This is a genomic window from uncultured Salinicola sp. (assembly GCF_937921195.1).
Classification (GTDB): Bacteria; Pseudomonadota; Gammaproteobacteria; order Pseudomonadales; family Halomonadaceae; genus Salinicola.
Window position 1 is genome coordinate 1 of record NZ_CALFQK010000100.1, and the last position, 24,455, is coordinate 24,455.

The following is a 24,455-nucleotide window of genomic DNA, read 5'->3' on the forward strand; positions in this document are numbered from 1 at the left end:
GGCGGGTGCTGATCGACGCCCACGTCCAGCGCACGCCGCCGGCACCGACCCAGGTGACCCAGCTGTTCGAGGCCGAACTGGACGATCTGCTGTCGTTGCCGCGCTGCGAGCCGGACCAGTTGCGCGCCCTGCGCCTGCGTGCCAGCGGTGATATCCGCTTCGCTGCGCTGGTCGAGCCGCGCGGTAGGCGTGCGCGGCAGCGTAACGCGGCGGCGACCGGCACCACGAGAGACATGGCGAGTGGCATCGCGACTGATATCGCGACGGACATTGTGACTGACATGGCGAGTGACGCCGTCACCGCGTCCCACGATCCGGTGGTGCCCGCCTCGACGCCGGCGCTGGATCGCCTGGCTGGGGATGACCCGGCGATGCAGCGGCTGTTGAGTCTGGCCCGGCGGCTCTGCCGGCAGCCGCTCAATGTGCTGATCCGAGGCGAGACCGGCACCGGCAAGGAGGAGCTGGCGCGCGCACTACATGCCAGCGGTGACCGCGCCGGGGGCCCCTTCGTTGCGGTCAACTGCGCGGCGATTCCCGAGTCGTTGATCGAGAGCGAGCTGTTCGGCTATCTGCCCGGGGCCTTTACCGGCGGCAACCCCAAGGGGATGCGCGGCCTGATTCCGCAGGCCGACGGCGGCACGCTGTTCCTCGACGAGATCGGCGACATGCCGCTGGCGCTGCAGAGTCGTCTATTGCGGGTGCTGGCCGAGCAGGAGGTGATGCCGCTGGGTGCCGAGCGGCCGATCAAGGTGGCGCTGCGGGTTGTCACCGCCACCCATCGCGATCTCGCCGCGCTGATCGCCGAGGGCCGCTTCCGCGAGGATCTCTACTACCGTCTCAACGGCGCCGAGCTGGTGCTGCCGCCCCTGCGCGAGCGCGCCGACCGCCGCTATCTGATCCAGCGTCTGCTCGCCGCCCTGGCCGCCGAGCAGGGCGTCTCGGCACCTCTGCGTGGTGACGCCATGAACGCGCTGCTCGACGCCCCCTGGCCGGGCAATGTGCGCCAGCTCAAGAGTGCGCTGGCGTTCGCTCTCGCCACCCGCGAGGGGGAAGCGATTACCGTGCATGACCTGCCCGAGGGCTGCCGCGCCGATCGGGTCGCAGCGCCGTCCATCTCTGCGACATCAGCGACACCCACGACGACCCAGTTGAGGCATGACAGCGACGACGCGCCGGCCGAGGCCGAGTCACTGGCGCGTGCCTTGGACCAGGCGAGTTGGAACGTCAGCCAGGTGGCGCGCCAGTTGGGCGTGTCGCGGCCGACGCTATACCGGCGCATGCGCCGCCACGGATTGGTCCCGCCCAACCGGCGCGGGCGTTCATGAGTTTGCGCATGGATAGCGCCTGGCCCACGCTCGCGGACTCGCAGAGCAACCTTTAACACGCTATGTTTTCCTCACACGATGGCGATGCCCGATGGACGGCATCGTCGCAGCCACTTCCTGTCACGGAGTTGTGATGAGCGATTACACCCCACCCAAGGTCTGGGAACCGAAAGAGAGCGGCGGCAAGTTCGCCAGTATCAACCGTCCTGTCGCCGGGCCGACCCACGACGAGGCGCTGCCGGTCGGCAAGCACCCGTTCCAGCTCTATTCGCTGGCGACGCCCAACGGCGTCAAGGTCACCGTGATGCTCGAGGAGTTGCTGGCACTGGGCAAGGACGCCGAGTACGACGCCTGGCTGATCAAGATCGGCGACGGTGATCAGTTCGGCAGCGGTTTCGTCGAGGTCAACCCGAACTCCAAGATCCCGGCACTGATGGATCTCAGTGGCGCCAAGCCGATTCGCGTGTTCGAGTCCGGCTCGATCCTGCTGCATCTGGCGGAGAAGTTCGGCGCCTTCCTGCCGAGCGATCCGGTCCAGCGTGTCGAGACGATGAACTGGCTGTTCTGGCAGATGGGCAGCGCGCCCTATCTCGGTGGCGGTTTCGGCCACTTCTACGCCTATGCACCGGAGAAGATCGAATACGCCATCGATCGCTTTACCATGGAAGCCAAGCGTCAGCTCGACGTGCTCGACCGTCGCCTGGCCGAGTCGCGCTACCTGGCGGGTGACGAGTACACCATCGCCGATATCGCCACCTGGTCCTGGTACGGTCAACTGGCGCTGGGACGGCTCTACGATGCCGCGGAGTTTCTGGACGTGGAGAGCTACGAGAACGTCCAGCGCTGGGCCAGGGAGATCGATGCCCGTCCGGCCGTGCAGCGTGGCCGCATGGTCAACCGTACCTTCGGCGAGCCGGAAACCCAGCTTCACGAACGCCACGACGCCAGCGATTTCGAGACGCAGACGCAGGACAAGATCGGCGGCTGATTTCGCGTTCTCGCCATACCGAGCCCGGCCTAGCGTCGGGCTTTTGCGTTACGCTATGCGGCATCGACGCCGCTGCGGTTTGCGACGTCCTCCGGCGGCTAGTCATAGGCACATTCATGAAAACTCTGTTTCGAGGCTATCTCGACTCTTCACTCATTCTGCGCGTCACCATCGCGCTGGTGCTGGGCGTGGCGGTGGGGCTGATCGGCGGCGAGTCCGTCGCGGCCTGGCTGGCACCGCTCGGCGATCTGCTGCTGCGTCTGCTGCAGTTCCTGATCGTGCCGATCGTGCTGTTCACGTTGATCGTGGGCATCAACCAGGCCGATGTCGGCCGGATGGGGCGCATCGGCGGCAAAGTGTTCGGCTACTATGTGTTGACCTCGGCCCTGGCGATCGTGGTGGGCCTGGCGGTGGCGTCGTTACTATCGCCTGGCACGGGCATGGCACTGGACGACGGCGCCAGTGTCGAGGTGCCGGAGAATCCGGGGATCGTCAGCGTGCTGCTGAGCATCGTGCCGGGCAACATCGTCAGCGCGCTGGCCGAGCCGAATCTGCTGGGGATCATCTTCACCGCCTTCGTGTTCGGCATCGCGCTGCTGAAGATGCGCCATGGCGAGGGGCAGCGAGAGCTGGGTGACAAGCTCTATGGGGTCATCGAAGGCCTCAACGCGGTGACCATGAAGGTGATGTCTGGCGTGCTCCAGTACGTACCCATCGGGGTGTTCGCCATCGTCGCCGGCACCGTGGCCAAGCAGGGCATGGATACCATCCTGTCGCTGGGCAGTATGGTGGTGGTGCTCTATCTCGCCCTCGCGGTACACCTCGTTCTCTATGGCGTGTTGATGAGCGTCTTCGGGGTGCGTCTGAAGGCGTTCTTCCGCGAGGCACGCACGCCGATGGCCACGGCCTTCGCCACCCAGAGCAGCACCGGCACGCTGCCGCTGACGTTGAATGCCGCCCAGCGCCTGGGCATCTCCCAAAGCCTTTATGGCTTCAGCCTGCCGCTGGGGGCGACCATCAACATGGACGGTGCGGCGATCCGCATCGCGATCTCCGCGGTGTTCGCCGCCAATGTCGTCGGCATGCCGCTGGACTTCATGACCATGGTCGAGATCGTGCTGATCGGCACGCTGACCTCCATCGGTACCGCCGGCGTGCCCGGTGCCGGCATCGTGATGATCGCGACGGTCTTTGCCCAGGTCGGATTGCCGATCGAGACCGTGGCGCTCTTGACCTCGATAGACGCACTGGTCGGGATGGGCTGCACTGCCCTCAATGTCACCGGCGACCTGGCGGGTACCGCCATCATCTCGCGCAGTGAAGGCGAGCGCGCCCCGCGCACCGCCGAAGCGACCGCCACGTAAGCCATTGAATACCGGGATTCGTCGACGCATGACACAGACCGTTCACAGCAAGACCTTGATCATCGGTGCCGGCAGCATGGGGCTGGCGACGGCCGACTACCTGGCCTCGGCCGGAGAGGATTCGATCCAGGTGCTCGACGCCCACAGCCCGCCTCACGATCAGGGCGCGCATCATGGCGAGACGCGCCTGATCCGGCTGGCTTACGGCGAGGGCAGCGGCTATGTCCCGCTGGCCCTGCGCGCGCTGAAGCGCTGGCGGGAACTGGAGCGGGACACTGGCGAGTCGCTGTTCGTTCCGACGGGGGTGCTCAACCTTGGCCCGGCATCGGCGCCGTTCATTCGGCAGGTCGAAGCCAGTGCCCGACGATACGATCTGCCGCTGGACGAGATGGACGGCGTGGCGGCCACCGAGCGCTGGCCGGGGTGGCAGCTGGATGATTCGATGCGCGGGGGCTTCGAGTCGCGCGCCGGCGTGTTGCGGGTCGAGCGCATCATCGACTGCTGGCGGCGGCGGGTGGCTTGCAGCCCCGGCGTGACGCTGACGACGGGTACGGCGATAACGCGCATTCGGCATAGGGACGATGGGCGGTTCGAGGCCGGTTGTGACGATGGCCGGCGTTTTGTCGCCGACCGGGTACTGGCGTCGACCGGTCAGCACCTGGCGCCTCTGCTGGCGCCGCTGGGTATCGAGCTGCCGCTGACCCGGGTGCGCAAGACCTTCGCCTGGTTCAAGGCGGACAGCCGCTATCTGCCCCAGCGCTTCCCGGGATTCAGCCTGACCGATGACGAACTGGGCATCTATTACGGTTTCCCCGATATCGACGGTGCCGGCTTCAAGATCGGTCGCCATGACAGCGGCCAGCCGTTGGACCCAGGCGAGCCGATGGCGCCGTTCGGCGATCACCCCGATGACCTGGTCGAGCTGCGGCGGGTGATCGACCGCTATCTTCCAGGCGTCGGGGCGTTGCATCGCGGTGCGGTCTGCCAGTACATCCGCACGCCGGACGAGCATTTCCTGATCGATGAACCGCTCCCCGGGCTGATCGTCGCCGGCGGCTTCTCCGGCCACGGCTTCAAGTTCGCCAGTGCCTTGGGCGAGTCGCTGGGGCAATGGCTGGTGACGGGAGAGGCCGCATCCGCGCTGGCAGGATTCGGCCTGGCGCGTCTTTCAGCCTGACGGCCCGCCCTCATCGAATGGGATGTCGGGTAGACTGGCGGGCTCCACGAGCAAGCGGTAGCGATATGTCTTCCACTCCTTTCTCCGCGCTGGCGTGTCCGCTGGACGGCAAGCCGATGCAGCGTCAGGGTCGGGCCTGGCGCTGCGATGCCGGCCATAGCTTCGATGTGGCGCGCCAGGGTTATACCCACCTGTTGCCGGTCCAGCACAAGCGCTCGCGCGACCCCGGCGACAGCAAGGCGATGGTTGCCGCGCGGCAACGCTTCCTGAATGCCGGTCACTATGCGCCGGTGGCCGACGCTGTCGCCCGCGCCGCGCTTTCGGCACGACCGGGGAACGGCCAGCTTCGCTGTCTCGACGCCGGCTGCGGGGAAGGCTACTACCTGCGTCGACTGGCCGAGGCGGCGAGCAAGCGGGAGACGGCATTGTCGTTGCTGGGGCTGGATATCTCCAAGTGGGCGGTGCTGTCCGCCGCCAGACAGGAGCATGCGGTTTCGCGTGATCGGGAGGGAGAGGGTAGTAACTGGGTGGTGGCGAGCAATGCCAAGCTTCCGGTGCAGGACGGCGCGCTGGACTGCGTGCTGTGCCTGTTCGGTTTCGCGGTCTATCCGGAGTTCGTGCGCGTGCTCGAGCCGGGCGGGGTATTGATACAGGCCGATGTCGGGCCGGACCATCTGAGAGAGTTGCGCGAGGTCATCTATCCCAGCCTGAAGCCGGAGCGCGAACCTTCTCGAACGACGCCCGATGGACTGGCCCGGCGGGATGTCGAGACGATCCGTTTCCCGCTGACGCTGAGCGAGCCGCAGGCGATCGCCGATCTTCTGATGATGACGCCGCATTTCCACCGCGCCAGTGCCGAAGGCCGGGAACGGGCGGCAGCCCTGGATTTGCTCACCGTGACCATCGATGTCCGGCTGACGCCATTCGTTCGGCTCGCCGACAGCGGTGCCCGGGGCGGGTGATCCCGAAGGCCTCGGGGGCGTGCCGCCAACGGCAACTCAGTATCGCCGTTTCGAACCGGCATCGGCCCACGCCATCGCTTCCTCGAAGGGGAGGGCGGGGCTGTAGTAGAAGCCTTGCCCCTGATCGCAGCCGAGGGTCTCGGGGCGTGCCTCGATCGCGCCATTCTCGACCCCTTCCGCCACGCCCCGTCGATCTTGCCCTCGACCTGGCCGGCGAGGACAGGGAGCATGCCGAAATCCAGGGTTGACGAGGCGATTGGTGCGCGCGCCAGGCACGACGCGCCCAGATCGAAACCATCGGATCCCGTACCGGTACGCCGGCATGGCAGCGTCAATGGGGAGGCGCGGCGAGCTGGGGAGGGGTGGCGAAGTCGTGATGCCTGCGGGCATCCGTTCCAACAGTGATTCATGGCCCAGCGCCGTGGTCGATTCTCGCAACCTGACAAGGGTTTGAATTAATAATTCAATATAAGTTTGAACGCTGGTTCAACTTAAATTGAACTATTAGTTCAAATTGATTCAATGGATGAAAAGAGTTTGTTTTCGCTCCGCCTCAAAGCGGCGCTGACCGCCGCTGGATACGAACCCCGCCCTTCGGTACTCGAGCGTGAGTTCAACCTGCGCTACTGGGGGGCGCCAGTCACCTTCCAGGGGGTGCGGCGGTGGTTACGAGGCGATTCGATACCCTCGCAGGACAAGCTGCAGGTGTTGGCCGGTTGGCTGGGCATCGAACCGCAGGTCCTGCGTTACGGCGAACGGCCGTTACACGTTCCCGGCACGATGCAGGCGACCTGGGCCATACCCGTGGGAGGGGAGGAGGACGAGATCCTGCGGATCTACCGGGGGCTCGACGAGGCGCAGCGCAAGATCCTGCGGCAAGTGGTGCTGACGTTCGCCAGGGCAAACGGCCTGCAGCCGGAGGATGCCGAAGGCTCGTCCTGACATGCGCCGGCGACGGAGCCGATCGGATCGCGCTCCGTCGCAGCGGCCCGTTACCGCTGCCGTGACTCCGCCAACTGCCCGCGGCGATAGTCGCCCTGGCGATCCAGCATCCAGCCCGGATACTCCGGCGGCAGCGCGCTGACCTGGTCGAGGCGGGCCAGTTCGTCCTTGTCGAGACGCACCTCGGTGGCGGCGATGTTGTCGTCGAGCTGGTCGAGGCGCTTGGCGCCGACGATGACGCTGGTCACGGCCCTCTGATGCAGGAGCCAGGCCAGCGCGATCCGGGCAACCGAAACGCCCTTGGCCTCGGCGATCTCGCGCATGGTGTCGATGCAGTCGAAGCCGCGCTCCCGGTCCACCGGCGGGAAGTCGAAGGTGGCGCGCCGGTCACCGGCCTGTGCTTCTCCGTCCCGCTTGTACTTGCCGCTGAGCAGCCCGCCGGCCAGCGGGCTCCAGACCATCAGCCCCAGCTTTTCGCTCTCCAGCAGCGGGACGATCTCGCGTTCGAGGTCGCGCCCGGCCAGGGTGTAGTAGGCCTGTAGCGATTCGAACCGGTGCCAGCCGTTCTGCCGGGCGATGCCCAGCGCCTTCATGATCTGCCAGGCCGCCCAGTTGGAGACGCCGACGTAGCGTACGTGGCCGTGCTCGACCAGCGTGTGCAGCGCGCGTACGGTCTCCTCGATCGGCGTCGCGGGGTCGAAGCCGTGGATCTGGTAGAGATCGATGTGGTCGAGCTGCAGACGCTTCAGGCTCGCCTTGACGCCCTCCATGATGTGGTAGCGCGAAGCGCCGCGATTGTTGACCCCGTTGGAGCGGTAGGGATCGTCGGTGCCGGTGGGGCCGAAGACCTTGGTGGCGACGACGACGTCGTCGCGCGCAACGCCGAGATTCCTGAGCGCCTGGCCGGTGATGACTTCGGACTGGCCCTGGGAGTAGACGTCGGCCGTGTCGATGAAATTGATGCCGGCGTCGAGAGCCCGGCCGACCAGCTTGTCGGCATCCGCCTGCTGCAGATTGCCGATCTGGCTCCACATCTCGCCGTTGCCGCCGAAGGTCATGGTGCCCAGGCAGAGCTCGGAGACGAACAGGCCGGTATTGCCCAGATTGCGGTAGCGCATGGTGGTACTCCTCGTTGTCGATGAGGGAAGGGACGACAGAGAATCGAGTATGGTCGACAGGGGGCAACGAGACTGGCTCGATCCGATCGGATCTTTGCCCAAAACTGCCAGAGGCAGCTCCTCGAGTGCCTTTCGGAGGCGGGTTGGGATAGGCTGGATCTCTCGTGGGGAGAGATATCGCAATCATGAATCAACGAGTCGATGCGGTGACGCCGCTGTCCGGATACGGGTTGGCGGGCGGGGACGACAGGGCGCTCGTGGGTTACCGCCAGGAACTGGTCGAGTTGCTCGATCGTCTGACGCTGGGTCGCGAGGGCAAGTTGCCGAGCGCCATACCCGGGTTGTCGATCCATCGGCTGAGCGCGCCCCGGCCGCCGCAGTACGTGGTACACGATCCGGTGTTCAGCGTGATCGCCCAGGGCGCCAAGCGGCTCTCGATCGGGCAGGAGATCTACGAGTACGACCCGATGCATTACCTGGTCTCGTCGGTCGACCTGCCGGTACTGGCGGACGTTTCCCGGGCCAGCCGGGAGGCGCCCTACCTCGGGTTGCGCCTGGATCTCGACGTCGAACTGATCGGCGAGCTGATCCATGACGACAACCTGCCGACCGTCTCGGCCACCGAGCCGGCGCGGGGTCTCTACGTGAACCGGCTCGAAGCCCCGCTGCTGGAAACGGTGCTGCGTCTGCTGCGGTTGCTGGATTCGCCGCAGGACATTCCGGTACTGGCGCCCATGATCAAGCGCGAGATCGCCTATCGCCTGCTTCGCCATGGACACGGTGCCCGGCTCCGCCAGATCGCGCTGAAGGATAGCCAGACCCGGCGGATCGCGGCGGCGATCCGCCTGCTGCGCGAGCGTTACGCCGAACCGCTGCCGGTCGCCGTCATCGCCGGGAACGTGCATATGAGCGTGTCGTCGCTGCACCATCACTTCAAGGCGGTCACGGCGATGAGTCCCCTGCAGTACCAGAAGCAGCTGCGCCTGCAGGAGGCGCGGCGCTTGCTGCTCGCCGGAACCCTCGAGGTGACGGCGGTGGCGCAGCGTGTCGGCTACGAGAGTCCCTCCCAGTTCAGCCGCGAATATCGGCGCTGTTTCGGTCTGCCACCGCAGCGGGACAGGCAGCGCTGGCGCCCCTAGCCGAGTGCCGGGGTCACGGCATCATCGACGGCATCATGCAGTAATACAGATTGAACGGTATCCACAGCGTACCGCCCACCATGATGGTCAGAATCAACACGGTGAAGAGGATCAGCAGCAGGTCCTCGCACTTGTTCCTGGTCGACAACAGCGTCAAACAATCCATCAAACAGAAATGAATTCGTTCGATGCCCGGTCCGATGGAAAGACGCATCAACCGTGACAAACGCCATGAAATTTGAACATGGCGGGTATTGCCCCTGACTATCAGGAGCTCACTTGGGAAAGGTTCGAACTATCGTGCAGCCCTTGCCGCGAGCGGGTTCGGCATTTCACCGGCGAGATCGGGCGGAGGGAGCCCATGGCCAATCGTCGCCCCGTTGGCCGAAGGTCGGTTTCCCGCGGTTGGACAGTGCCAAGGGTTCACTCTATAAGTTGTGGTGCGCCCGTATCGGGAAGCCCTTCTGCTCGGGCCGGATCCACGCGCTCGAGTCGCGAGCGGCTGAGGCGGGCAGAATTCGGGCGATCGCGTCGCGAACCTGACATCCGAGTCATCACGGCCATGGGGCATTTGACTCGTCGCGTCCGCCCACGAAGGGCATCGCCAAGGGGTACCAGCGCAAGGCGATCATCGTCTTGCGGCGTTGAATTAGGGAGAGATCACCGTGACCAGCGACAACCGAAAACCGACGACGACGGATGCCGGCATCCCCGTAGCGAGTGAAGAAAATGCACTGTCCGTAGGCCCCGATGGCCCGATCGTGCTTCACGACCACTATTTGATGGAGCAGATGGCGGCTTTCAACCGCGAGATGATCCCGGACCGCCAGCCGCACGCGAAGGGGGGCGGGGCTTTCGGTCATTTCGAAGTCACTCACGATGTCAGCAAATACACCAAGGCGAAGTTCCTGCAGCCGGGCAAGAAGACCGAGATGGTCGCGCGATTCTCGACGGTGGCCGGCGAATCGGGTAGCCCGGATACCTGGCGCGACCCGCGCGGCTTCGCCCTGAAGTTCTACACCGAAGAAGGCAACTTCGACATGGTGGGCAACAACACGCCCGTCTTCTTCGTACGCGATCCGATGAAGTTCCAGCACTTCATCCACTCCCAGAAGCGCCGGGCCGACAACGGCCTGCGCGACCACGACATGCAGTGGGACTTCTGGACCATGGCGCCGGAATCCGCGCACCAGGTGACCTGGCTGATGGGTGATCGTGGCGTCCCTGCCACTTGGCGCCACATGAACGGCTACTCCAGCCACACCTACATGTGGGTCAACGCCCAGAGCGAACGTTTCTGGGTCAAGTATCACTTCAAGACCGATCAGGGCATCAAGTGCATGACCCAGGAGCAGGCCGACCAGATGGCCGGCAGCGATGCCGACTACCATCGCCGCGACCTGTTCGAGGCGATCAAGCGCGGCGATTATCCGACCTGGACGCTGCACGTGCAGATCATGCCGTTCGAGGATGCCAAGACCTATCGCCTCAACCCCTTCGACCTGACCAAGGTGTGGCCGCACGGCGACTACCCGCTGATGGAAGTGGGCAGGATGACGCTGGATCGCAATCCGGAGGATTTCCATACCCAGATCGAGCAGGCCGCCTTCGAACCCAACAACATGGTGCCGGGTACCGGGCTGTCGCCGGACAAGATGCTGCTGGCGCGCTCCATCTCCTATGCCGATGCACACCGTGCCCGTCTGGGGGTGAACTACAAGCACATCCCGGTCAACACGCCCAAGTCGCCGGTCAACAGCTACAGCAAGGGTGGCGCGATGCGCATGCACAACGCCAGCGACCCGGTCTATGCGCCGAACAGCAAGGGCGGCTCCAAGGCCGACCCCGAGCGCTATCCGGAAGATGCGGTGTGGCAGGCCGATGGCGAATTCGTTCGCACCGCCTACACCCTGCGTCCGGCGGATGACGATTTCAGCCAGGCCAACGACCTGGTCAACAAGGTGATGGACGATGCCGCCCGCGACCGTCTGGTCAACAACGTGGTCGGTCACGTCTCCGGCGGGGTCGAGGAGCCGGTGCTCTCCCGCGTGTTCGAGTACTGGCACAACATCGATGCCAATATCGGCAAACGCATCGAGGAGGGCGTGAAGGCCAATCGCGGCAAGTAACGGCGACACCCGGCCGACACGGCATGACCAAGAGGCCCCGCTCACCGTCGGTGAGTGGGGCCTCGTCGTATCATTGCGGGGTCAGAAGCTGGTCCACTCCTCGGTTTCCGGATGCGCCTGGCGGTTGTCGTGGCGCACTGCCGGTGCGGCCGGCGCCAGGGCGGGAGCCTGCCGCGGGCGCGGGGGCGCCGCGTGGTCGGTGTCATCGAAGCCACGGAAGAACCCGACCTCGCGCGCCAGCTGCTCGGCCTGGCCCTGCAGGTTCCCGGTCACGCCGGTGGACTCCTCGACCAGCGACGCATTCTGCTGGGTGACGCTGTCCATCTCGCCGACGGCGAGATTGATCTGCTGAATCCCGGTCGACTGCTCGCGGCTGGCCACGGCGATCTCCGAGACCAGGTCGGTGACCTTTTCCACGTTGCTGACGATCCCGGCCAGCGTCTCGCCGGAGCGGTTGACCAGCTCCGATCCCCGCGACACCCGTTGCGCGCTCTCCGACACCAGCTGCTTGATCTCGCCGGCGGCGTCGGCGCTGCGGCTCGCCAACTGGCGCACCTCCTGTGCCACCACCGCGAAGCCCCGTCCCTGTTCGCCGGCGCGGGCGGCCTCTACCGAGGCGTTGAGCGCCAGCAGGTTGGTCTGAAAGGCGATCTCGTCGATCAGGCCGATGATGTTGGCGATCTGCTTGCTGGAGGCGTCGATCTCCTGCATCGCGGTGATCGCTTCATTGACCACTTCCCCGCCCTGCTTGGCCTGGGTGCTGACCTGGCTGGCGAGGCTGTCGGCCTGCGAGGCGTTGTCGGCGTTCTGCTTGACGGTGTTGGTGATCTGCTCCAGCGCCGCAGCGGTCTCCTGCAGGCTGGCGGCCTGTTCCTGGGTGCGCTGGCTCAGGTTCTCGTTGCCGGCCGCCAGCTCGGCGGAGATCGATTCGACGTTCCTTGCGTTGCGCGCGACCTCGCCGATCACGCTCGACAGTTTGTCCCGCATCGACGCCATGGCGTCCAGCATGCGACCGAACTCGTCGCGATAGTTGGCACTCAGGCGCACGCCGAGATCGCCCTTGGCCAGCGACTCGGTGAATGCCGTGGCCTCCCGCAGTGGCCTCAGGATGCCGCGACTGAGCCACCAGCCGATGGCGATGGCCACCATCAAGCCGAGAAGGATAGCGCCGATGATCACGTTGCGGCTGAACTGATAGTCCTCGACGCTCTGCTGGTAGCTGGCGAGGGTGGCCTCTCGTGCCCCTCGATAGAGCGAGGTGACCGTCTCGTAGAGGTCAGCATAGATCTGGTTGACCTGCGCTTCGCTCGCCTTGCCGCTGTCCAACTGGCTGCGAAGCGATTGCAGCTGCTGCTGGTAACGTTCGGCCTGCTGCCGCTCCGCATCGCTCGACACCAGTGCCGGGTAGTAGTGGTTCCAGGCGTCGTCGGTGCGCTTGCGGTTCGCCTCGACCTCCTGTTGCTGGGCGTCGGAGAGATTGCCGGCCCCAACCCGGGCGAAGATGGTGCGATTGTCGCCGATGGCTGCCCTCACCGTGGAGAGCTCGATCATTTCCTGAACATTCTCTCCGACGATGGATTGCATCGCCTGCTGGGTCTGGCGGTTGCTCAATACGCCCTGTATGCCGATCACGACCAGCAGCAGGATGATCAGGCCCAGCGCCAGGAATAGTCGGGCTTTGACGCTGTGGAGCGCAATTCTCATGTTCGATCCCCCAAGAATCTCTTTCAGGTACGGCGCAGGTTTCCACGCGAGCGCGTGTCGTTAGTTTTTTATCGGCCCGGTTCAACTTTTATTGAAGTGAAATTTAATTTTTAACGACGGCAGGAGACGACTCGGTGTCATCCGACTGCCGGGAGGTGCCGGTCTGTGCCGGGTGGCGGTCCGTGTCGAGAGGTGCCGGCGCGGCTTGACGAGGGGCAGAGAGCGTCAAAAGAGCCAGAAAGAGGGGGAGGGGCGGCGTCTGGTGGACGCCGCGCGGTGTGGCGGTCAGTGACCGCGCTGCTTGATCTGATCCTTCAGTTGCCCGGGAACCTGCTTGATGATCAGGCGGTCGCGCTCGTCGTCGTACTCGATGCTGTTGCCGAGCAGGTGGGAGTCGAAACTGATGGAGACGCCGCTGGCGCGCCCGGCGAAGCGCTTGAACTGCTGCAGGGTGCGCTTGTCCGGCGGGATCTCGGCGGCAAGGCCGTAATCCTGATTGCGGATGTAGTCGTAGAACGCCTTGGGTTGCTGCTCGTCGACCAGTTCGGAGAGCTCGTCCAGCGTGATCGGCTCCCCGCGCTTGGCCTGGGCATTGGCATAGTCGATCAGCGTGTCGGTCTTCTCCCGGCTGGCTTCCTCGGGCAGGTCCTCGCTCTCCACGTAGTCGCTGAACGCCTTGAGCAGGGTGCGTGTCTCGGCCCCGGCATTGACGCCCTCCTGGCATCCAAGCCACTGCCGAAAGGCTTCCACCAGTTTCTTGTTGCCCCGGTCCTGCACGTAGGTGATGTACTGGCGTGACTCCCCGCGTTGCCACTGGGTCAGGTCGATTCGTGCCGCCAGCATCAACTGGCCGAGGTTGAGCTGCTGGACGGGGACGACGTTGAGATCGTGGTCGAAGCCATAGCCGTCGCGCTGATGGAGCAGCGTCAGGGTCAGGGTCTCCGCCTCCCCCTGGCGGGAGTGAACGAACCACCAGTGGCCGCCGATCGAGAGATGGGCGTCGATCAGCGGTGCCAGGCTTTCGGTGGTCTGCCGGGTGAAGTCGGTGAAGTTGATCTCGCCGCTGCGATAGCGCTCCAGCTCGTAGGCGAAACGCGACGCTGACGCCGTTTCGCCGTTGGTGTCGTTGGTCTCTTCCGAAGTACCGTCGACGAAGTGCCCCCACGCCTTGGGCTTGCCGTGAAAGCTCGAGTTGAACGCCGCCAGCAGCGACTCTGCCGTGGCGGTGTCGCGCATGGCTTCGCCGCCCGTCAGCGTGGCGGGATGTTCGTCGCCCTGTTTGTCGATGCGATGGGCGCAGGTCTGCAGTATCGGCATGAGATGGCTCGTGAAGCGTGAAAGGGCGGGCGGCCGGATGGCGGCCCGCGAAAGAGAGACGGCGGTGTGTCCGGGCCGGGGCCTCCTGCTCAGGGACGGAGGCGATACCCGGTGCGGAAGATCCAACTGATGACGGCCAGGCTGACGGCCAGGAAGACGCCGATCATGACCAGGCTGGCGACCACGCTGACGTCGCTGATGCCGTAGAAGCTCCAGCGAAACCCGCTGACCAGGTAGACCACCGGATTGGCCAGCGTCACCGCCTGCCACATCGGCGGCAGCATATCGATCGAGTAGAAGCTGCCGCCGAGGAAGGTCAGCGGCGTGATGATCAGCAGCGGCACCAGCTGCAGCTTCTCGAAGCTGTCCGCCCAGATCCCGATGATGAAGCCGAGCAGGCTGAAGGTGAGGGCGGTCAACAGCAGGAACAGCATCATCATGAACGGGTGCTGGATGTGCAGGTCAACGAAGAAGTTGGCCGTGCCCAGTATCACCAGCCCCAGAATGGCCGACTTGGAGGCGGCGGCACCGACATAGCCGAGCACGATCTCGAAGTACGAGATCGGCGCCGACAGCACCTCGTAGATGGTGCCGGTGAACTTGGGGAAGAAGATGCCGAAGGAGGCGTTGGAGACGCTCTGTGTCAACAGCATCAGCATGATCAGGCCGGGCACGATGAAGGCGCCGTAACTGACGCCCTCGACCTCCTGGATGCGCGAGCCGATGGCGGCGCCGAACACGACGAAGTAGAGCGATGTCGAGATGACCGGAGAGATCAGGCTCTGCAACAACGTGCGCCCGGCACGGGCCATTTCGAAGACATAGATGGAGCGGACGGCTTGCAGGTTCATGAGCGCTCTCTGACCAGGTTGACGAAAATATCTTCCAGCGAACTCTGCTTGGTATGCAGATCCTTGAAGCGGATTCCGGCGTCCTCGATCTCGTTGATCAGTGCACTGATGCTGACGTGATCGCTATCGCCGGCCTCGCTGGCATCGTAGGTGTAGACCAGCACGTTGCCGTCTTCGGCCAGCGTCAACGGGTGATGGGCCAGCGCCGGCGGCACGCTGGCCAGCGGCGTTTGCAGGTGCAGCGTCAACTGCTTGCTGCCGAGCTGGCGCATCAGCGCCGCCTTTTCCCGCACCAGCACGATCTCGCCGCCGTTGATGACGCCGATCCGATCGGCCATCTCCTCGGCTTCCTCGATGTAGTGCGTGGTCAGGATGATGGTCACGCCGCTGTTGCGAAGCTCCCTGACCACCTCCCACATGTCGCGTCTCAGCTCGACGTCGACACCCGCGGTGGGCTCGTCGAGGAACAGGATCTCCGGCTCGTGCGCCAGGGCCTTGGCGATCAGCACGCGGCGCTTCATGCCGCCGGAGAGCGTGATCAGCTTGTTCTTGCGCTTGTCCCACAGCGACAGCGCCTTGAGCACCTGCTCGATGTGGGTGTCGTTGGGCGCTTTACCGAACAGGCCGCGACTGAAGCGCACCGTGTTCCAGACGGTCTCGAAGGCATCGCTGGTCAGCTCCTGGGGCACCAGCCCGATCTTGGCGCGCGCCGCGCGGTAGTCGGTGACGATGTCGTGACCGTCGACCATCACGCTGCCGCCGGTGGCGTTGACCAGCCCGCAGATGATGCTGATCAGGGTGGTCTTGCCGGCCCCGTTGGGGCCCAGCAGCGCAAATATCTCGCCGCGCTGGATCTCCAGGTCGATCTGTTTCAGCGCTTCGAAACCGGAGTCGTAGCGCTTGGAGAGGCCGGAGATGGCGATCACCGGCGCCGGCCGGGCGACCGGAGACTCGGCTTGGGTCTTGCGCGCTGGCGCTGTGGGCGTCTCGTGGTTCATGAAGGCGATACATCGTGACGTGAGGGGCCATCATTGTAGGCGAAAAAGATCGCCGACTGGACCCGTGAGCGATCGGGATCGTGCAGGTGCCACCAGGAGCGCGCGAATGAAGGCTGACCGTGGCCGTTGAACGGGCGTAATGGCGCAGAGTTGTCTATAACGAACAGGCAACATAAAAAATCTTACAGAGAAGGCCGGTGTCGGAAAGATGCCGGGCTCGTTCCAGCAAGGAGGCCATTCATGCCACGTTCTTCCTTTATCCATCGCACCGCCATCGTGTTGTTCGCTGCCGTCCTCGGCGGCACGGCGCTGTCCGCCTGCACCACGACGACGACCTCCGACCGGGAAAGCCGCCTGTCGCAGCGCCAGCAGCTCGATCAGGACGTGCAACAGACGCTGGACCGGCTCTATCGCTCGGTGCCGGAGGCCCGCTCCCTGGCCGAGCGTGCGGAGGGCGTACTGGTATTCCCGGGCGTGCTGGGCGCCAGCTTCATCGTCGGCGCCAGCCACGGTGACGGCTCGCTGCTGATCGACGGCGCCAAGGCGGGCTACTACACCACCACCAGCGGCTCGATCGGTTTCCAGGCCGGGGCGCAGTCCCAGGCCATCGTCTACATGTTGATGACGGAGAAGGCGCTCAACCGCGTGCGCAGCGACAACGGCTGGTCGGTGGGCGCCAGCGCCGGGGTCGCGGTGGCGGATATCGGTGCCAACGGTCAGATCACCAACAACACGGCCAACAAGGAAGTGGTGGCGTTCGTGATGAACAACCAGGGCATCCAGGGCGGCGTTTCGCTCAACGGCGCCAAGATCTCCAAGGTCAGCCCCTGAGTCGAGTCCGAGTGTTTCACTAGCCCAGCGCAGGAAACCCACCGTGAGGTGGGTTTCTTGTGGCGATCTGAAAAGCCGGCGGGCCCGCCGGATCAGGCGCTCTCGGGCAGCTCGGCGTTGTGGTAGACGTTCTGCACGTCGTCGAGATCGTTCAGCATGTCGATGAGCTTCTCGAACATCGCCACGTCATCGCCTTCGACCGGCGTATGGGTCTGCGGCAGGAACTGGATCTCGTCGGCCTCGAACTCGAGTTCGCCGAAGGCATCGAGCAGCGCCTGCTTGGCCTTGGCATAGTCGGTGTGCGGCGCGAAGACCGTGATACGACCCTCCTCGCTCTCGATGTCGGTGACGTCGACATCGGCTTCCATCAGTGCCTCGAGCACGGCCTCCTCGTCTTCTCCGGCGAAAGCGAAGATCGCGCAGTGGTCGAACATGTGGCTGACGGTGCCCTGGGTGCCGATCTTGCTCTTGGTCTTGGTGAAGCAGCCGCGCACGTCGCCGAAGGTCCGGTTCGGGTTGTCGGTCAGGCACTCGACGATCACCATGCAGTTGCCGGGGCCGAAGCCCTCGTAGCGTGCCGACGAGAAGTCCTCGCCACCGCTGCCCTTGGCCTTGTCGATCGCCTTGTCGATCACGTGCGAGGGGACCTGGTCCTTCTTGGCCTTGTCGATCAGCCCGCGCAGCGTCAGGTTGCCGGAGGGGTCGGTGCCACCGGACTTGGCGCAGACATAGATTTCGCGGCCATACTTGCTGTAGACCTTGGTCTTGGCATCGGCCGTTTTGGCCATGGATTCCTTGCGATTCTGGAAGGCCCTACCCATTGTCACTACCTATCAGGTTGTCAACGACGGGCGAGATTTTACGCAACATCGCGCCGATGTTGCAGGTTTATTTGGGCTTTCCCGCGCCAATTGACCACCCCCGGGCGACGAGACGGCGTCAATCTCGCCGTGCTCTGTTATCCTGCCGCGCCCGAGCATGACATGGCGAGACCGAGGCGTCCGCCGGTTGACTGCATCGATCCCTTCATCTCGACCAGGAGCGCCTGCCGTGCCCGATACCGACCCTCACCAGATGCCTCGCGGCGACAGTGACCCATCCGCGACGCACCAGCCCGAGGCGTTCTCCTCGCTGTCGCTGCCGTCGACGCTGCAGGACAATCTGGCGTCGCTGGGCTATCTGGCGATGACGCCGATCCAGGCCGCCAGCCTGCCGCCGATCCTGCGCGGCAGGGACGTGATCGGCCAGGGCAAGACCGGTTCGGGCAAGACCGCGGCTTTCGGGCTCGGCCTGCTGTCGGCGCTCGAGGTCTCGCGGTTCCAGGTTCAGGCCCTGGTGCTGTGCCCGACCCGTGAGCTGGCCGATCAGGTCGCCGAAGAGCTGCGTCGGTTGGCCCGCATGCTGGCCAACGTCAAGATACTCTCGCTCTGCGGCGGCGCACCGCTGGGCCCGCAGTTGAACTCGCTCTCCCACGGCGCGCACGTCGTCGTCGGCACGCCGGGCCGCATCGAAGAGCATCTGCGCAAGGGGTCGCTGGATCTGTCCTCGCTCGCCGTGCTGGTGCTGGACGAGGCCGACCGCATGCTCGACATGGGCTTCCAGGCCGCGCTGGACGCCATCGTCGCGGCCACGCCGACGACACGCCAGACGCTGCTGTTCAGCGCCACCTACGGAGACAGCGTGCGCCCGGTCGCCGAGCGCATGCTGCGCGAGCCGGTGACGGTCGAAGTGGCCTCGACCCACGACGAGCAGAGCATTCGCCAGCATTTCCACCAGGTCGCCGACGAGCCGGCCCGTCTCGCGGCCCTGCGCCAGCTGCTGCTGCACTACCGGCCGGAATCCAGCGTGGTGTTCTGCAACACCAAGCGCGAGACCCAGGCGGTGGCGGACGAGCTGGTCGCCATGGGATTCAGCGCCGAGGCGCTCCACGGCGATCTCGAGCAGCGCGATCGCGACCAGACGCTGATCCGTTTCGCCAACAAGAGCCTGTCGGTGCTGGTCGCCACCGACGTGGCGGCGCGCGGATTGGATATCGACGCGCTGGATGCGGTATTCAATTACCAGATCGCCCGTGAACTCGAGGTGCACGTGCATCGGATCGGTCGAACGGGGCGTGCCGGCGCGCGCGGCGTGGCCTGCACGCTGTTGACCGAGAGCGAGGCGTATCGGCTCGGGCGTCTCGAGGCGTTCCTGGGCGAGCGCCTGCCGGTGGAGCCGTTGCCCGGCCGCGCCGACACCGGACAGCAACCGTTCCAACCGCGCATGGCGACGCTCCAGATCGATGCCGGCAAGAAGCAGAAGATCCGCCCGGGCGACGTGCTGGGGGCCTTGACCAACGGCGACGATGCCATCGAAGGCGACCAGGTGGGCAGGATCAAGGTGCTCGATCGCAGCGCTTACGTCGCGGTCGAGCGCGGCATCGCCAAGCAGGCGCTGACGACGTTGAGCGCCGGAAAATTAAAAGGGCGCAGCTGCCGGGTGCGCCGAATCGGACGCTGAGGATAGCGAGGACCTGTGAGGATAGCGAAAGCATGAAAGTACCCAAGCGATTGCAGCCGTTGGTCGAGGATGGCCTGGTGGACGAGGTCGTCAGTCAACTGATGAGTGGCAAGGAGGCCCAGGTTTTCGTGGTCCGCTGCGGTGACGAGCTGCGCTGTGCCAAGGTGTTCAAGGAAGCCAAGCAGCGCAGCTTCAAGCAGGCGGTGGCCTATCAGGAAGGCCGCAAGGTGCGCAACAGCCGCCGCGCGCGGGCGATGTCGAAGAAGACCCGCTACGGTCAGCGCGAGCAGGAGTCGGCCTGGTTGAATGCGGAAGTCGACGCGCTCTACCGCCTCGCCGAGGCGGGCGTGCGGGTACCGACGCCCTACGGCTTCGTCGATGGCGTGCTGCTGATGGAGATGATCGTCGATGCCGATGGCGACGTCGCGCCGCGCCTCGATGACGTCGAACTGACGCCGGAGCTGGCGCTCGAGTATCACCAGCGCCTGATCGGCGAAGTCGTCCAGATGCTGTGCGCGGGTCTGATCCACGGCGACCTGTCGGAGTTCAACATCCTGGTCGGCGCCGAGGGGCCGGTGATCATCGACCTGCCCCAGGCGGTGGATGCGGCCGGCAACAACAACGCGCCCTGGATGCTGGTGCGCGACGTCGACAACCTGCGCAGCTACTTCGGTCGTTTCGCGCCGGCGCTGTTGAAGACCGACTACGGCAAGGAGATCTGGGCGCTCTACGAGGCGGGCGAGCTCCACCCCGAGGTTCGGCTCACGGGGCGGTTCGTGCCGGATGCGACCCTCGTCGACGTCAGCGATGTCATGCAGGTGATCGACGCCGCCCGCGAGGAAGCCGCAGAGCGGCAGGCGCGCGAGCAGGATGACGACGAGCAGGCGTGGTAGCGGGCGACGAGACAGCTGTCATGCCGGTAGAAAGCGTGACGTTGTCGGCACGGCTTGATCGGTGCCGGAGGAGAGCGTCTACACTCTGAGCACACCATCAGGCGATCTTTCGAGGTCGTCGCGTTCAAGGAGTGCCCCATGCAAGTCATCAACCTCAAGTCTCCCGGAGGCCTGGACCAGCTCAAACTGCACGAGGTCGAAGGACCGGGAGAGCCGGGACCGGGAGAGATCCGCGTCCGCCTTCACGCCAGTTCGCTCAACTTCCACGACTATATCGTCGCCAGCGGGAAATCCCCGACCGAGGAAGGTCGCATCCCCATGGCCGACGGCGCGGGCGTGGTCGAAGCCGTGGGCAAGGGCGTCACGGAGTTCGCCACCGGCGATCACGTCGTCTCGACCTTCTTCCCTCACTGGCTCGATGGCCCGGCGCGCGTGGCCGACTTCAAGACGGTGCCGGGCGACGGCGTCGATGGCTACGCCCGCGAGCAGGTGGTACGGCCCGCCCACTGGTTCACCCAGGCTCCCGAGGGTTATACCCATGCCGAAGCGTCCACGCTGACCACGGCCGGCCTCACGGCCTGGCGCGCACTGGTGGTCGATGGCGGCCTCAAGGCCGGCGATACCGTGCTCACGCTGGGGACCGGCGGTGTCTCGATCTTTGCGCTGCAACTGGCCAAGGCGATGGGGGCGAGGGTCATCTCGACGTCGTCCAACGAGGAGAAGATCGCTCGGCTCGAGGCGCTGGGTGCCGATAACACCATCAACTACCGCGAAGAGCCGGAGTGGGGCAAGAGAGTCCAGGCGCTGACCGATGGCCGCGGCGCCGATCACGTCATCGAAGTCGGCGGCCCGGGCACCTTGCCGCAATCCATCGATGCCGTTGCCATTGGCGGGCATATCTCGCTGATCGGCGTGTTAACCGGACGCGGCGGCGATATCCCGACCTCCAAGCTGATGGCGAAGCAGGCCCGGCTACAGGGGCTGATCGTGGGTAGCCGTCAGCACCAGTTCGAGATGATTCGCGCCCTCGAGACCACCGGGATCAAGCCGGTCATCGACTGCTCGTTCGCGCTGGATCGAATTGCCGATGCCTTCCGCCACCAGGAATCCGGCAAGCACTTCGGCAAGATCTGCCTGGAGTTCTGATCTATAGCACCAGCCACTGGTGCGGACACCTGAGGCAAACCGCCAGCGCCGCCGGACAGACGACTGTCCGGCGGCGCTTTTTCACACCTTCCGATCGCTGTCAGCTATCCGTCTTGCGGGAAGCGGGGCGCAGGTCGTAGTCGAAATACTGGTGCATCAGGGTTTCGAACGTGCCGTCGGCGTAGACGCTGTCCAGCGCCTGGTTGAAGGCTTCGGCCAGCTCCTTGTCGCGAGGGCGCACGGCGACGGCGTTGCCCTTGCCGAAGATCGACTCCGGCCGGTCGATGCGCGGGCCCACCTGGACGAACTGGCTGTCGGGATTGCCGATCTCCAGTGAATCCAGCGCCACGGGATAGTTGAGGAAAGCCAGATCGAGCCGCTGCGACTCCAGGTCCAGTGCGACGTCTGCCGCCGTGGCGTAGCGCTGAATGTCGAGCGTGCCGGCGTATTGCTGGGTGATGTAGCTGTCCTGGGTGGTGCCGCGCTGCACGCCGACCGACAACCCCTTGAGCGAGGCGGGGTCATCGAGATCGATCGTCTCGCCCCGACGGGCGACCCACACCTTGGGCGACATCGCATAGGGTCGCGTGAACAGCACCTGACGCTCCCGCGCCGGGGTGATTCGCATCGACGACATGATGGCGTCGTACTTGCGCGAGAGCAGGCCGGGGATGATGCCGTCCCAGCCCTGAACCACCCATTCGCAGTCGAGCTTGGCGCGCTGGCACAGGGTGTTGCCCAGATCGATCTCGAACCCCTCCAGCTCACCGGCAGCGTTGCGATACTCGAACGGCGGGTAGGGCACATCGACGGCGATGCGAACGTGCTGCGGAGCGGCAGCCTGAACGGTGGAAGCCAGGCCGAGCCCGATCGCCACGGCGACGAGGGAGAGGGTGAGTCGCTGGTTGAAAGGTTGTGTCACGATAGGATCCTTGGTGTTGTCCATGTTGTTGTGATCGATACACCGCCTGATGATCGCGCAGGGTGCTGACGAAGGCCAGGGAGCGAGCCGGGATCGACACGCCATGGCGATGCGAAAGGCTTCGCTTGGAGGGATCGATTGACGCTTCATGATCGACCGTGGCTAATGAAGGGCCAGCCATCGGTCATCAGTTCGATAAGAGAGGGGACCCTCATGAGCTGCATCTTTTGCGACATCGTCGCCGGTCGTGCGCCGGCCCACCGTATCTGGGAAGACGAATCGCACCTGGCTTTTCTCTCCATCTTCCCCAATACCGAGGGCTTTTCGGTGGTGATCCCCAAGGCGCACCACCCCAGCTACGCCTTCGACCGCGATGACGAGGTCCTGCGCCAGTTGATCGTCGCCACCAAGCAGGTGGCCAGGCGCCTGGATCGGGCGCTGGAGGGCGTGGCCCGCTGCGGCATGTTCTTCGAGGGCTACGGCGTCGACCACCTGCACGCCAAGCTGTTCCCCATGCATGGCACGGGGGACGACGCCGCGTTCAAACCGATCGAGTCCAGGGTCGACAAGTACTTCGATGTCTACGAAGGCTATCTCTCCTCCCATGACTACCGGCGTGCGGACGATGCCGGGCTGGCAGCGCTTGCCGCCCGGATCCGGGCCACCGGCGATGCGGAGTGAGCGGCGGGGAGCCGCCTTCCCATGGCGCCGGCCAACCTGTAACTTGGCGTTATCGCCGCCTGGGCCCCCGAGCATTCGGGAACCCCCGTGGCTTCGATTTCCAATCTTCTCCAATCGGGAACTCTTCATGCAGACACCTGTGACCGCCTTGCCCGTCGCCGCCCGTCAACCGTGGCGGTGGCTGTTGCTGCTGGTATTGATGCTGTCGCTCTCCGGCTGCGGCATCAACAACATTCCGACGCTGGACGAGAAGGTGAAGTCGGCCTGGTCCCAGGTCGAGAACCAGTACCAGCGCCGTGCGGATCTGGTGCCCAACCTGGTGGAGACGGTGAAAGGCTTCGCCAGCCAGGAGCGGGAGACGCTGACGGCCGTCGTCGAAGCGCGCGCCAAGGCGACCTCGATCCAGGTCGACGCCGATACGCTGAACGATCCCCAGCAACTGCAGCAGTTCCAGCAGGCCCAGAGCCAGCTGACGGGCGCGCTGAGTCGGCTGATGGCGGTTTCCGAGCGCTATCCCGACCTGAAGTCGAACCAGAACTTCCTGGCGCTGCAGTCGCAACTGGAAGGCACCGAGAATCGGATCGCGGTGGCACGTCGCGATTTCATCCAGGCGGTGGAGGCGTACAACACCGAAATCCGGACCTTCCCGGGCAAGATCTGGCATAGCGTGCTCTACAGCGATATGCCGATTCGCGAGAACTTCGAGGCCACCACGGAGAACGCCGACCAGGCGCCCAAGGTGGAGTTCTGATGCGCTGTCCGACGCGGCGAACGTACACGCGCGCCATTTCGCTGACGCTGGGCCTCTGGCTACTGGCCTTCGCGTTGTTCGCCCAGGCGGCCCCGGACTTTCCCGAATTGACCGGGCGCGTGGTCGACAACGCCGATCTGCTCGACGCTTCGACCCGATCCCAACTGACCGGCATGCTGGCGGCCCACGAGGAGGCGACCGGCGAGCAGCTCGTCGTGGTGACGCTGCCGGACCTTCAGGGAGAGGCCATCGAGGATTACGGCTACCAGCTCGGCCGCCACTGGGGCATCGGCCAGCAGGGCGAGGATAACGGCGCACTGCTGATCGTCGCCGTGGACGAACGCGCCGTGCGGATCGAGGTGGGCTATGGCCTGGAGGGCCGGCTGACCGACGCTCGGACCTCCGCGATCATCAACCAGACCATCACCCCGGCGTTCCGCGAGGGGGATTACGCCGGCGGGATCACGGGTGGCGTCCAGGCGATGATCACCGCGCTCGGGGGCGATGCCCAGGCCGAGACGGCTCCGCCGCAACAGCCCGCCCAGCAGGAATCCCGTCACCTGGGCGGTGCCGGGTTCTGGTTCTTCGCGCTGTTCATGATCGTCATGCTGATCGTCCGCAGTGGCGGCGGCGGCGGGGGTGGACGCGGCGGCAGACGGCGTCGGCGCGGAGGCGCCATGGGCGGCGTGCTGCTGGGCGGCGCTCTCGGCGGTTCCGG

Annotated in this window: 24 protein-coding genes; 15 read left to right on the forward strand and 9 right to left on the reverse strand. The window is 65.2% G+C overall.

All coding sequences use genetic code 11. The features are described 5' to 3' along the window. The 5 genes from Q0602_RS10190 to Q0602_RS10210 all read left to right on the forward strand — a co-directional run. The coding region (locus tag Q0602_RS10190; RefSeq protein ID WP_298842494.1) for a sigma 54-interacting transcriptional regulator at window positions 1-1,325 on the forward strand (1,325 nt) is incomplete at its 5' end. Between the two features lie 133 nt (window positions 1,326-1,458). Next, window positions 1,459-2,313, forward strand: a complete 855-nt coding sequence (gene yghU, locus Q0602_RS10195; RefSeq protein WP_298842497.1) for a glutathione-dependent disulfide-bond oxidoreductase — start codon at window positions 1,459-1,461, stop codon at window positions 2,311-2,313. Between the two features lie 116 nt (window positions 2,314-2,429). Continuing rightward, complete coding sequence (locus Q0602_RS10200) at window positions 2,430-3,677, forward strand: dicarboxylate/amino acid:cation symporter (protein ID WP_298842500.1); 1,248 nt, start codon at window positions 2,430-2,432, stop codon at window positions 3,675-3,677. Window positions 3,678-3,705: 28 nt separating this feature from the next. Next, window positions 3,706-4,854, forward strand: a complete 1,149-nt coding sequence (gene solA / locus Q0602_RS10205; RefSeq protein ID WP_298842502.1) for an N-methyl-L-tryptophan oxidase — start codon at window positions 3,706-3,708, stop codon at window positions 4,852-4,854. Window positions 4,855-4,919: 65 nt separating this feature from the next. Continuing rightward, a complete protein-coding gene (locus Q0602_RS10210; RefSeq protein WP_298842505.1) occupies window positions 4,920-5,816 on the forward strand; it encodes a putative RNA methyltransferase in 897 nt (298 codons plus the stop codon). A gap of 36 nt (window positions 5,817-5,852) precedes the next feature. On the opposite strand, the gene Q0602_RS10215 is transcribed toward Q0602_RS10210, so the two are convergent. After that, entirely contained in the window at window positions 5,853-5,999 is a 147-nt protein-coding gene (locus tag Q0602_RS10215) for a hypothetical protein (RefSeq protein WP_298842508.1), read from the reverse strand. Window positions 6,000-6,353: 354 nt separating this feature from the next. Here Q0602_RS10215 and Q0602_RS10220 point away from each other — a divergent pair, with 354 nt between their 5' ends. Next, the gene (locus tag Q0602_RS10220; protein ID WP_298842511.1) at window positions 6,354-6,758 is read left to right on the forward strand and encodes a transcriptional regulator; all 405 of its coding nucleotides are present in this window, start codon (window positions 6,354-6,356) and stop codon (window positions 6,756-6,758) included. Window positions 6,759-6,808: 50 nt separating this feature from the next. Here the strand turns inward: Q0602_RS10220 and Q0602_RS10225 are convergent, their stop codons facing one another. Then, the gene (locus Q0602_RS10225) at window positions 6,809-7,876 is read right to left on the reverse strand and encodes an aldo/keto reductase (protein WP_298842514.1); all 1,068 of its coding nucleotides are present in this window, start codon (window positions 7,874-7,876) and stop codon (window positions 6,809-6,811) included. A 185-nt stretch (window positions 7,877-8,061) separates the two neighbouring features. On the opposite strand from Q0602_RS10225, the gene Q0602_RS10230 reads away from it, so the two are divergent. Then, complete coding sequence (locus tag Q0602_RS10230) at window positions 8,062-9,015, forward strand: AraC family transcriptional regulator (protein WP_298842517.1); 954 nt, start codon at window positions 8,062-8,064, stop codon at window positions 9,013-9,015. 13 nt (window positions 9,016-9,028) lie between these two features. Here the strand turns inward: Q0602_RS10230 and Q0602_RS10235 are convergent, their stop codons facing one another. Then, the gene (locus Q0602_RS10235; RefSeq protein ID WP_298842520.1) at window positions 9,029-9,181 is read right to left on the reverse strand and encodes a hypothetical protein; all 153 of its coding nucleotides are present in this window, start codon (window positions 9,179-9,181) and stop codon (window positions 9,029-9,031) included. Between the two features lie 499 nt (window positions 9,182-9,680). On the opposite strand from Q0602_RS10235, the gene Q0602_RS10240 reads away from it, so the two are divergent. After that, window positions 9,681-11,144 (forward strand): catalase, encoded by a 1,464-nt coding sequence (locus Q0602_RS10240; RefSeq protein ID WP_295036309.1) that lies wholly within the window; start codon window positions 9,681-9,683, stop codon window positions 11,142-11,144. Between the two features lie 81 nt (window positions 11,145-11,225). Here Q0602_RS10240 and Q0602_RS10245 read toward each other — a convergent pair whose 3' ends face one another. The 4 genes from Q0602_RS10245 to Q0602_RS10260 all read right to left on the reverse strand — a co-directional run bounded on the left by Q0602_RS10245 (window position 11,226) and on the right by Q0602_RS10260 (window position 16,014). Further along, entirely contained in the window at window positions 11,226-12,848 is a 1,623-nt protein-coding gene (locus Q0602_RS10245; RefSeq protein WP_298842523.1) for a methyl-accepting chemotaxis protein, read from the reverse strand. Window positions 12,849-13,133: 285 nt separating this feature from the next. Then, the gene (locus Q0602_RS10250) at window positions 13,134-14,165 is read right to left on the reverse strand and encodes a nucleoid-associated protein (protein ID WP_298842526.1); all 1,032 of its coding nucleotides are present in this window, start codon (window positions 14,163-14,165) and stop codon (window positions 13,134-13,136) included. An 89-nt stretch (window positions 14,166-14,254) separates the two neighbouring features. Continuing rightward, window positions 14,255-15,016 carry an ABC transporter permease gene (locus tag Q0602_RS10255; RefSeq protein ID WP_295036313.1) on the reverse strand — a complete coding sequence of 254 codons (762 nt, stop codon included), beginning with the start codon at window positions 15,014-15,016 and terminating at the stop codon, window positions 14,255-14,257. Further along, on the reverse strand, window positions 15,013-16,014 hold the full coding sequence (locus tag Q0602_RS10260; RefSeq protein ID WP_295036314.1) for an ABC transporter ATP-binding protein: 1,002 nt from the start codon (window positions 16,012-16,014) through the stop codon (window positions 15,013-15,015). Before Q0602_RS10260 ends, Q0602_RS10255 begins: the two co-directional genes overlap by 4 nt. A gap of 240 nt (window positions 16,015-16,254) precedes the next feature. On the opposite strand from Q0602_RS10260, the gene Q0602_RS10265 reads away from it, so the two are divergent. Continuing rightward, a complete protein-coding gene (locus tag Q0602_RS10265) occupies window positions 16,255-16,845 on the forward strand; it encodes a lipid-binding SYLF domain-containing protein (protein WP_298842530.1) in 591 nt (196 codons plus the stop codon). A gap of 92 nt (window positions 16,846-16,937) precedes the next feature. On the opposite strand, the gene Q0602_RS10270 is transcribed toward Q0602_RS10265, so the two are convergent. After that, window positions 16,938-17,666, reverse strand: coding sequence for a YebC/PmpR family DNA-binding transcriptional regulator (locus tag Q0602_RS10270; protein WP_298842533.1), 729 nt, complete (start codon window positions 17,664-17,666; stop codon window positions 16,938-16,940). Window positions 17,667-17,919: 253 nt separating this feature from the next. Between Q0602_RS10270 and dbpA the strand changes: the two genes are divergently transcribed. The 3 genes from dbpA (at window position 17,920) to Q0602_RS10285 (ending at window position 21,383) form a co-directional block, all read left to right on the forward strand. Continuing rightward, window positions 17,920-19,344, forward strand: a complete 1,425-nt coding sequence (gene dbpA / locus Q0602_RS10275) for an ATP-dependent RNA helicase DbpA (protein WP_298842556.1) — start codon at window positions 17,920-17,922, stop codon at window positions 19,342-19,344. Between the two features lie 32 nt (window positions 19,345-19,376). Beyond that, complete coding sequence (locus Q0602_RS10280) at window positions 19,377-20,237, forward strand: PA4780 family RIO1-like protein kinase (protein ID WP_298842536.1); 861 nt, start codon at window positions 19,377-19,379, stop codon at window positions 20,235-20,237. A gap of 138 nt (window positions 20,238-20,375) precedes the next feature. Beyond that, entirely contained in the window at window positions 20,376-21,383 is a 1,008-nt protein-coding gene (locus Q0602_RS10285) for an NAD(P)-dependent alcohol dehydrogenase (RefSeq protein WP_298842539.1), read from the forward strand. Between the two features lie 100 nt (window positions 21,384-21,483). Here the strand turns inward: Q0602_RS10285 and Q0602_RS10290 are convergent, their stop codons facing one another. Further along, window positions 21,484-22,305 (reverse strand): transporter substrate-binding domain-containing protein, encoded by an 822-nt coding sequence (locus Q0602_RS10290; RefSeq protein ID WP_298842542.1) that lies wholly within the window; start codon window positions 22,303-22,305, stop codon window positions 21,484-21,486. Between the two features lie 213 nt (window positions 22,306-22,518). Between Q0602_RS10290 and Q0602_RS10295 the strand changes: the two genes are divergently transcribed. From Q0602_RS10295 to Q0602_RS10305, 3 genes are all read left to right on the forward strand, one after another. Then, window positions 22,519-22,986, forward strand: coding sequence for an HIT family protein (locus Q0602_RS10295; protein ID WP_298842545.1), 468 nt, complete (start codon window positions 22,519-22,521; stop codon window positions 22,984-22,986). 127 nt (window positions 22,987-23,113) lie between these two features. After that, window positions 23,114-23,737, forward strand: a complete 624-nt coding sequence (locus tag Q0602_RS10300) for a LemA family protein (protein ID WP_298842550.1) — start codon at window positions 23,114-23,116, stop codon at window positions 23,735-23,737. Then, window positions 23,737-24,455 (forward strand): YgcG family protein (locus Q0602_RS10305; RefSeq protein WP_298842553.1); only part of this gene is annotated, 719 nt, incomplete at its 3' end. The genes Q0602_RS10300 and Q0602_RS10305, both read left to right, overlap by 1 nt.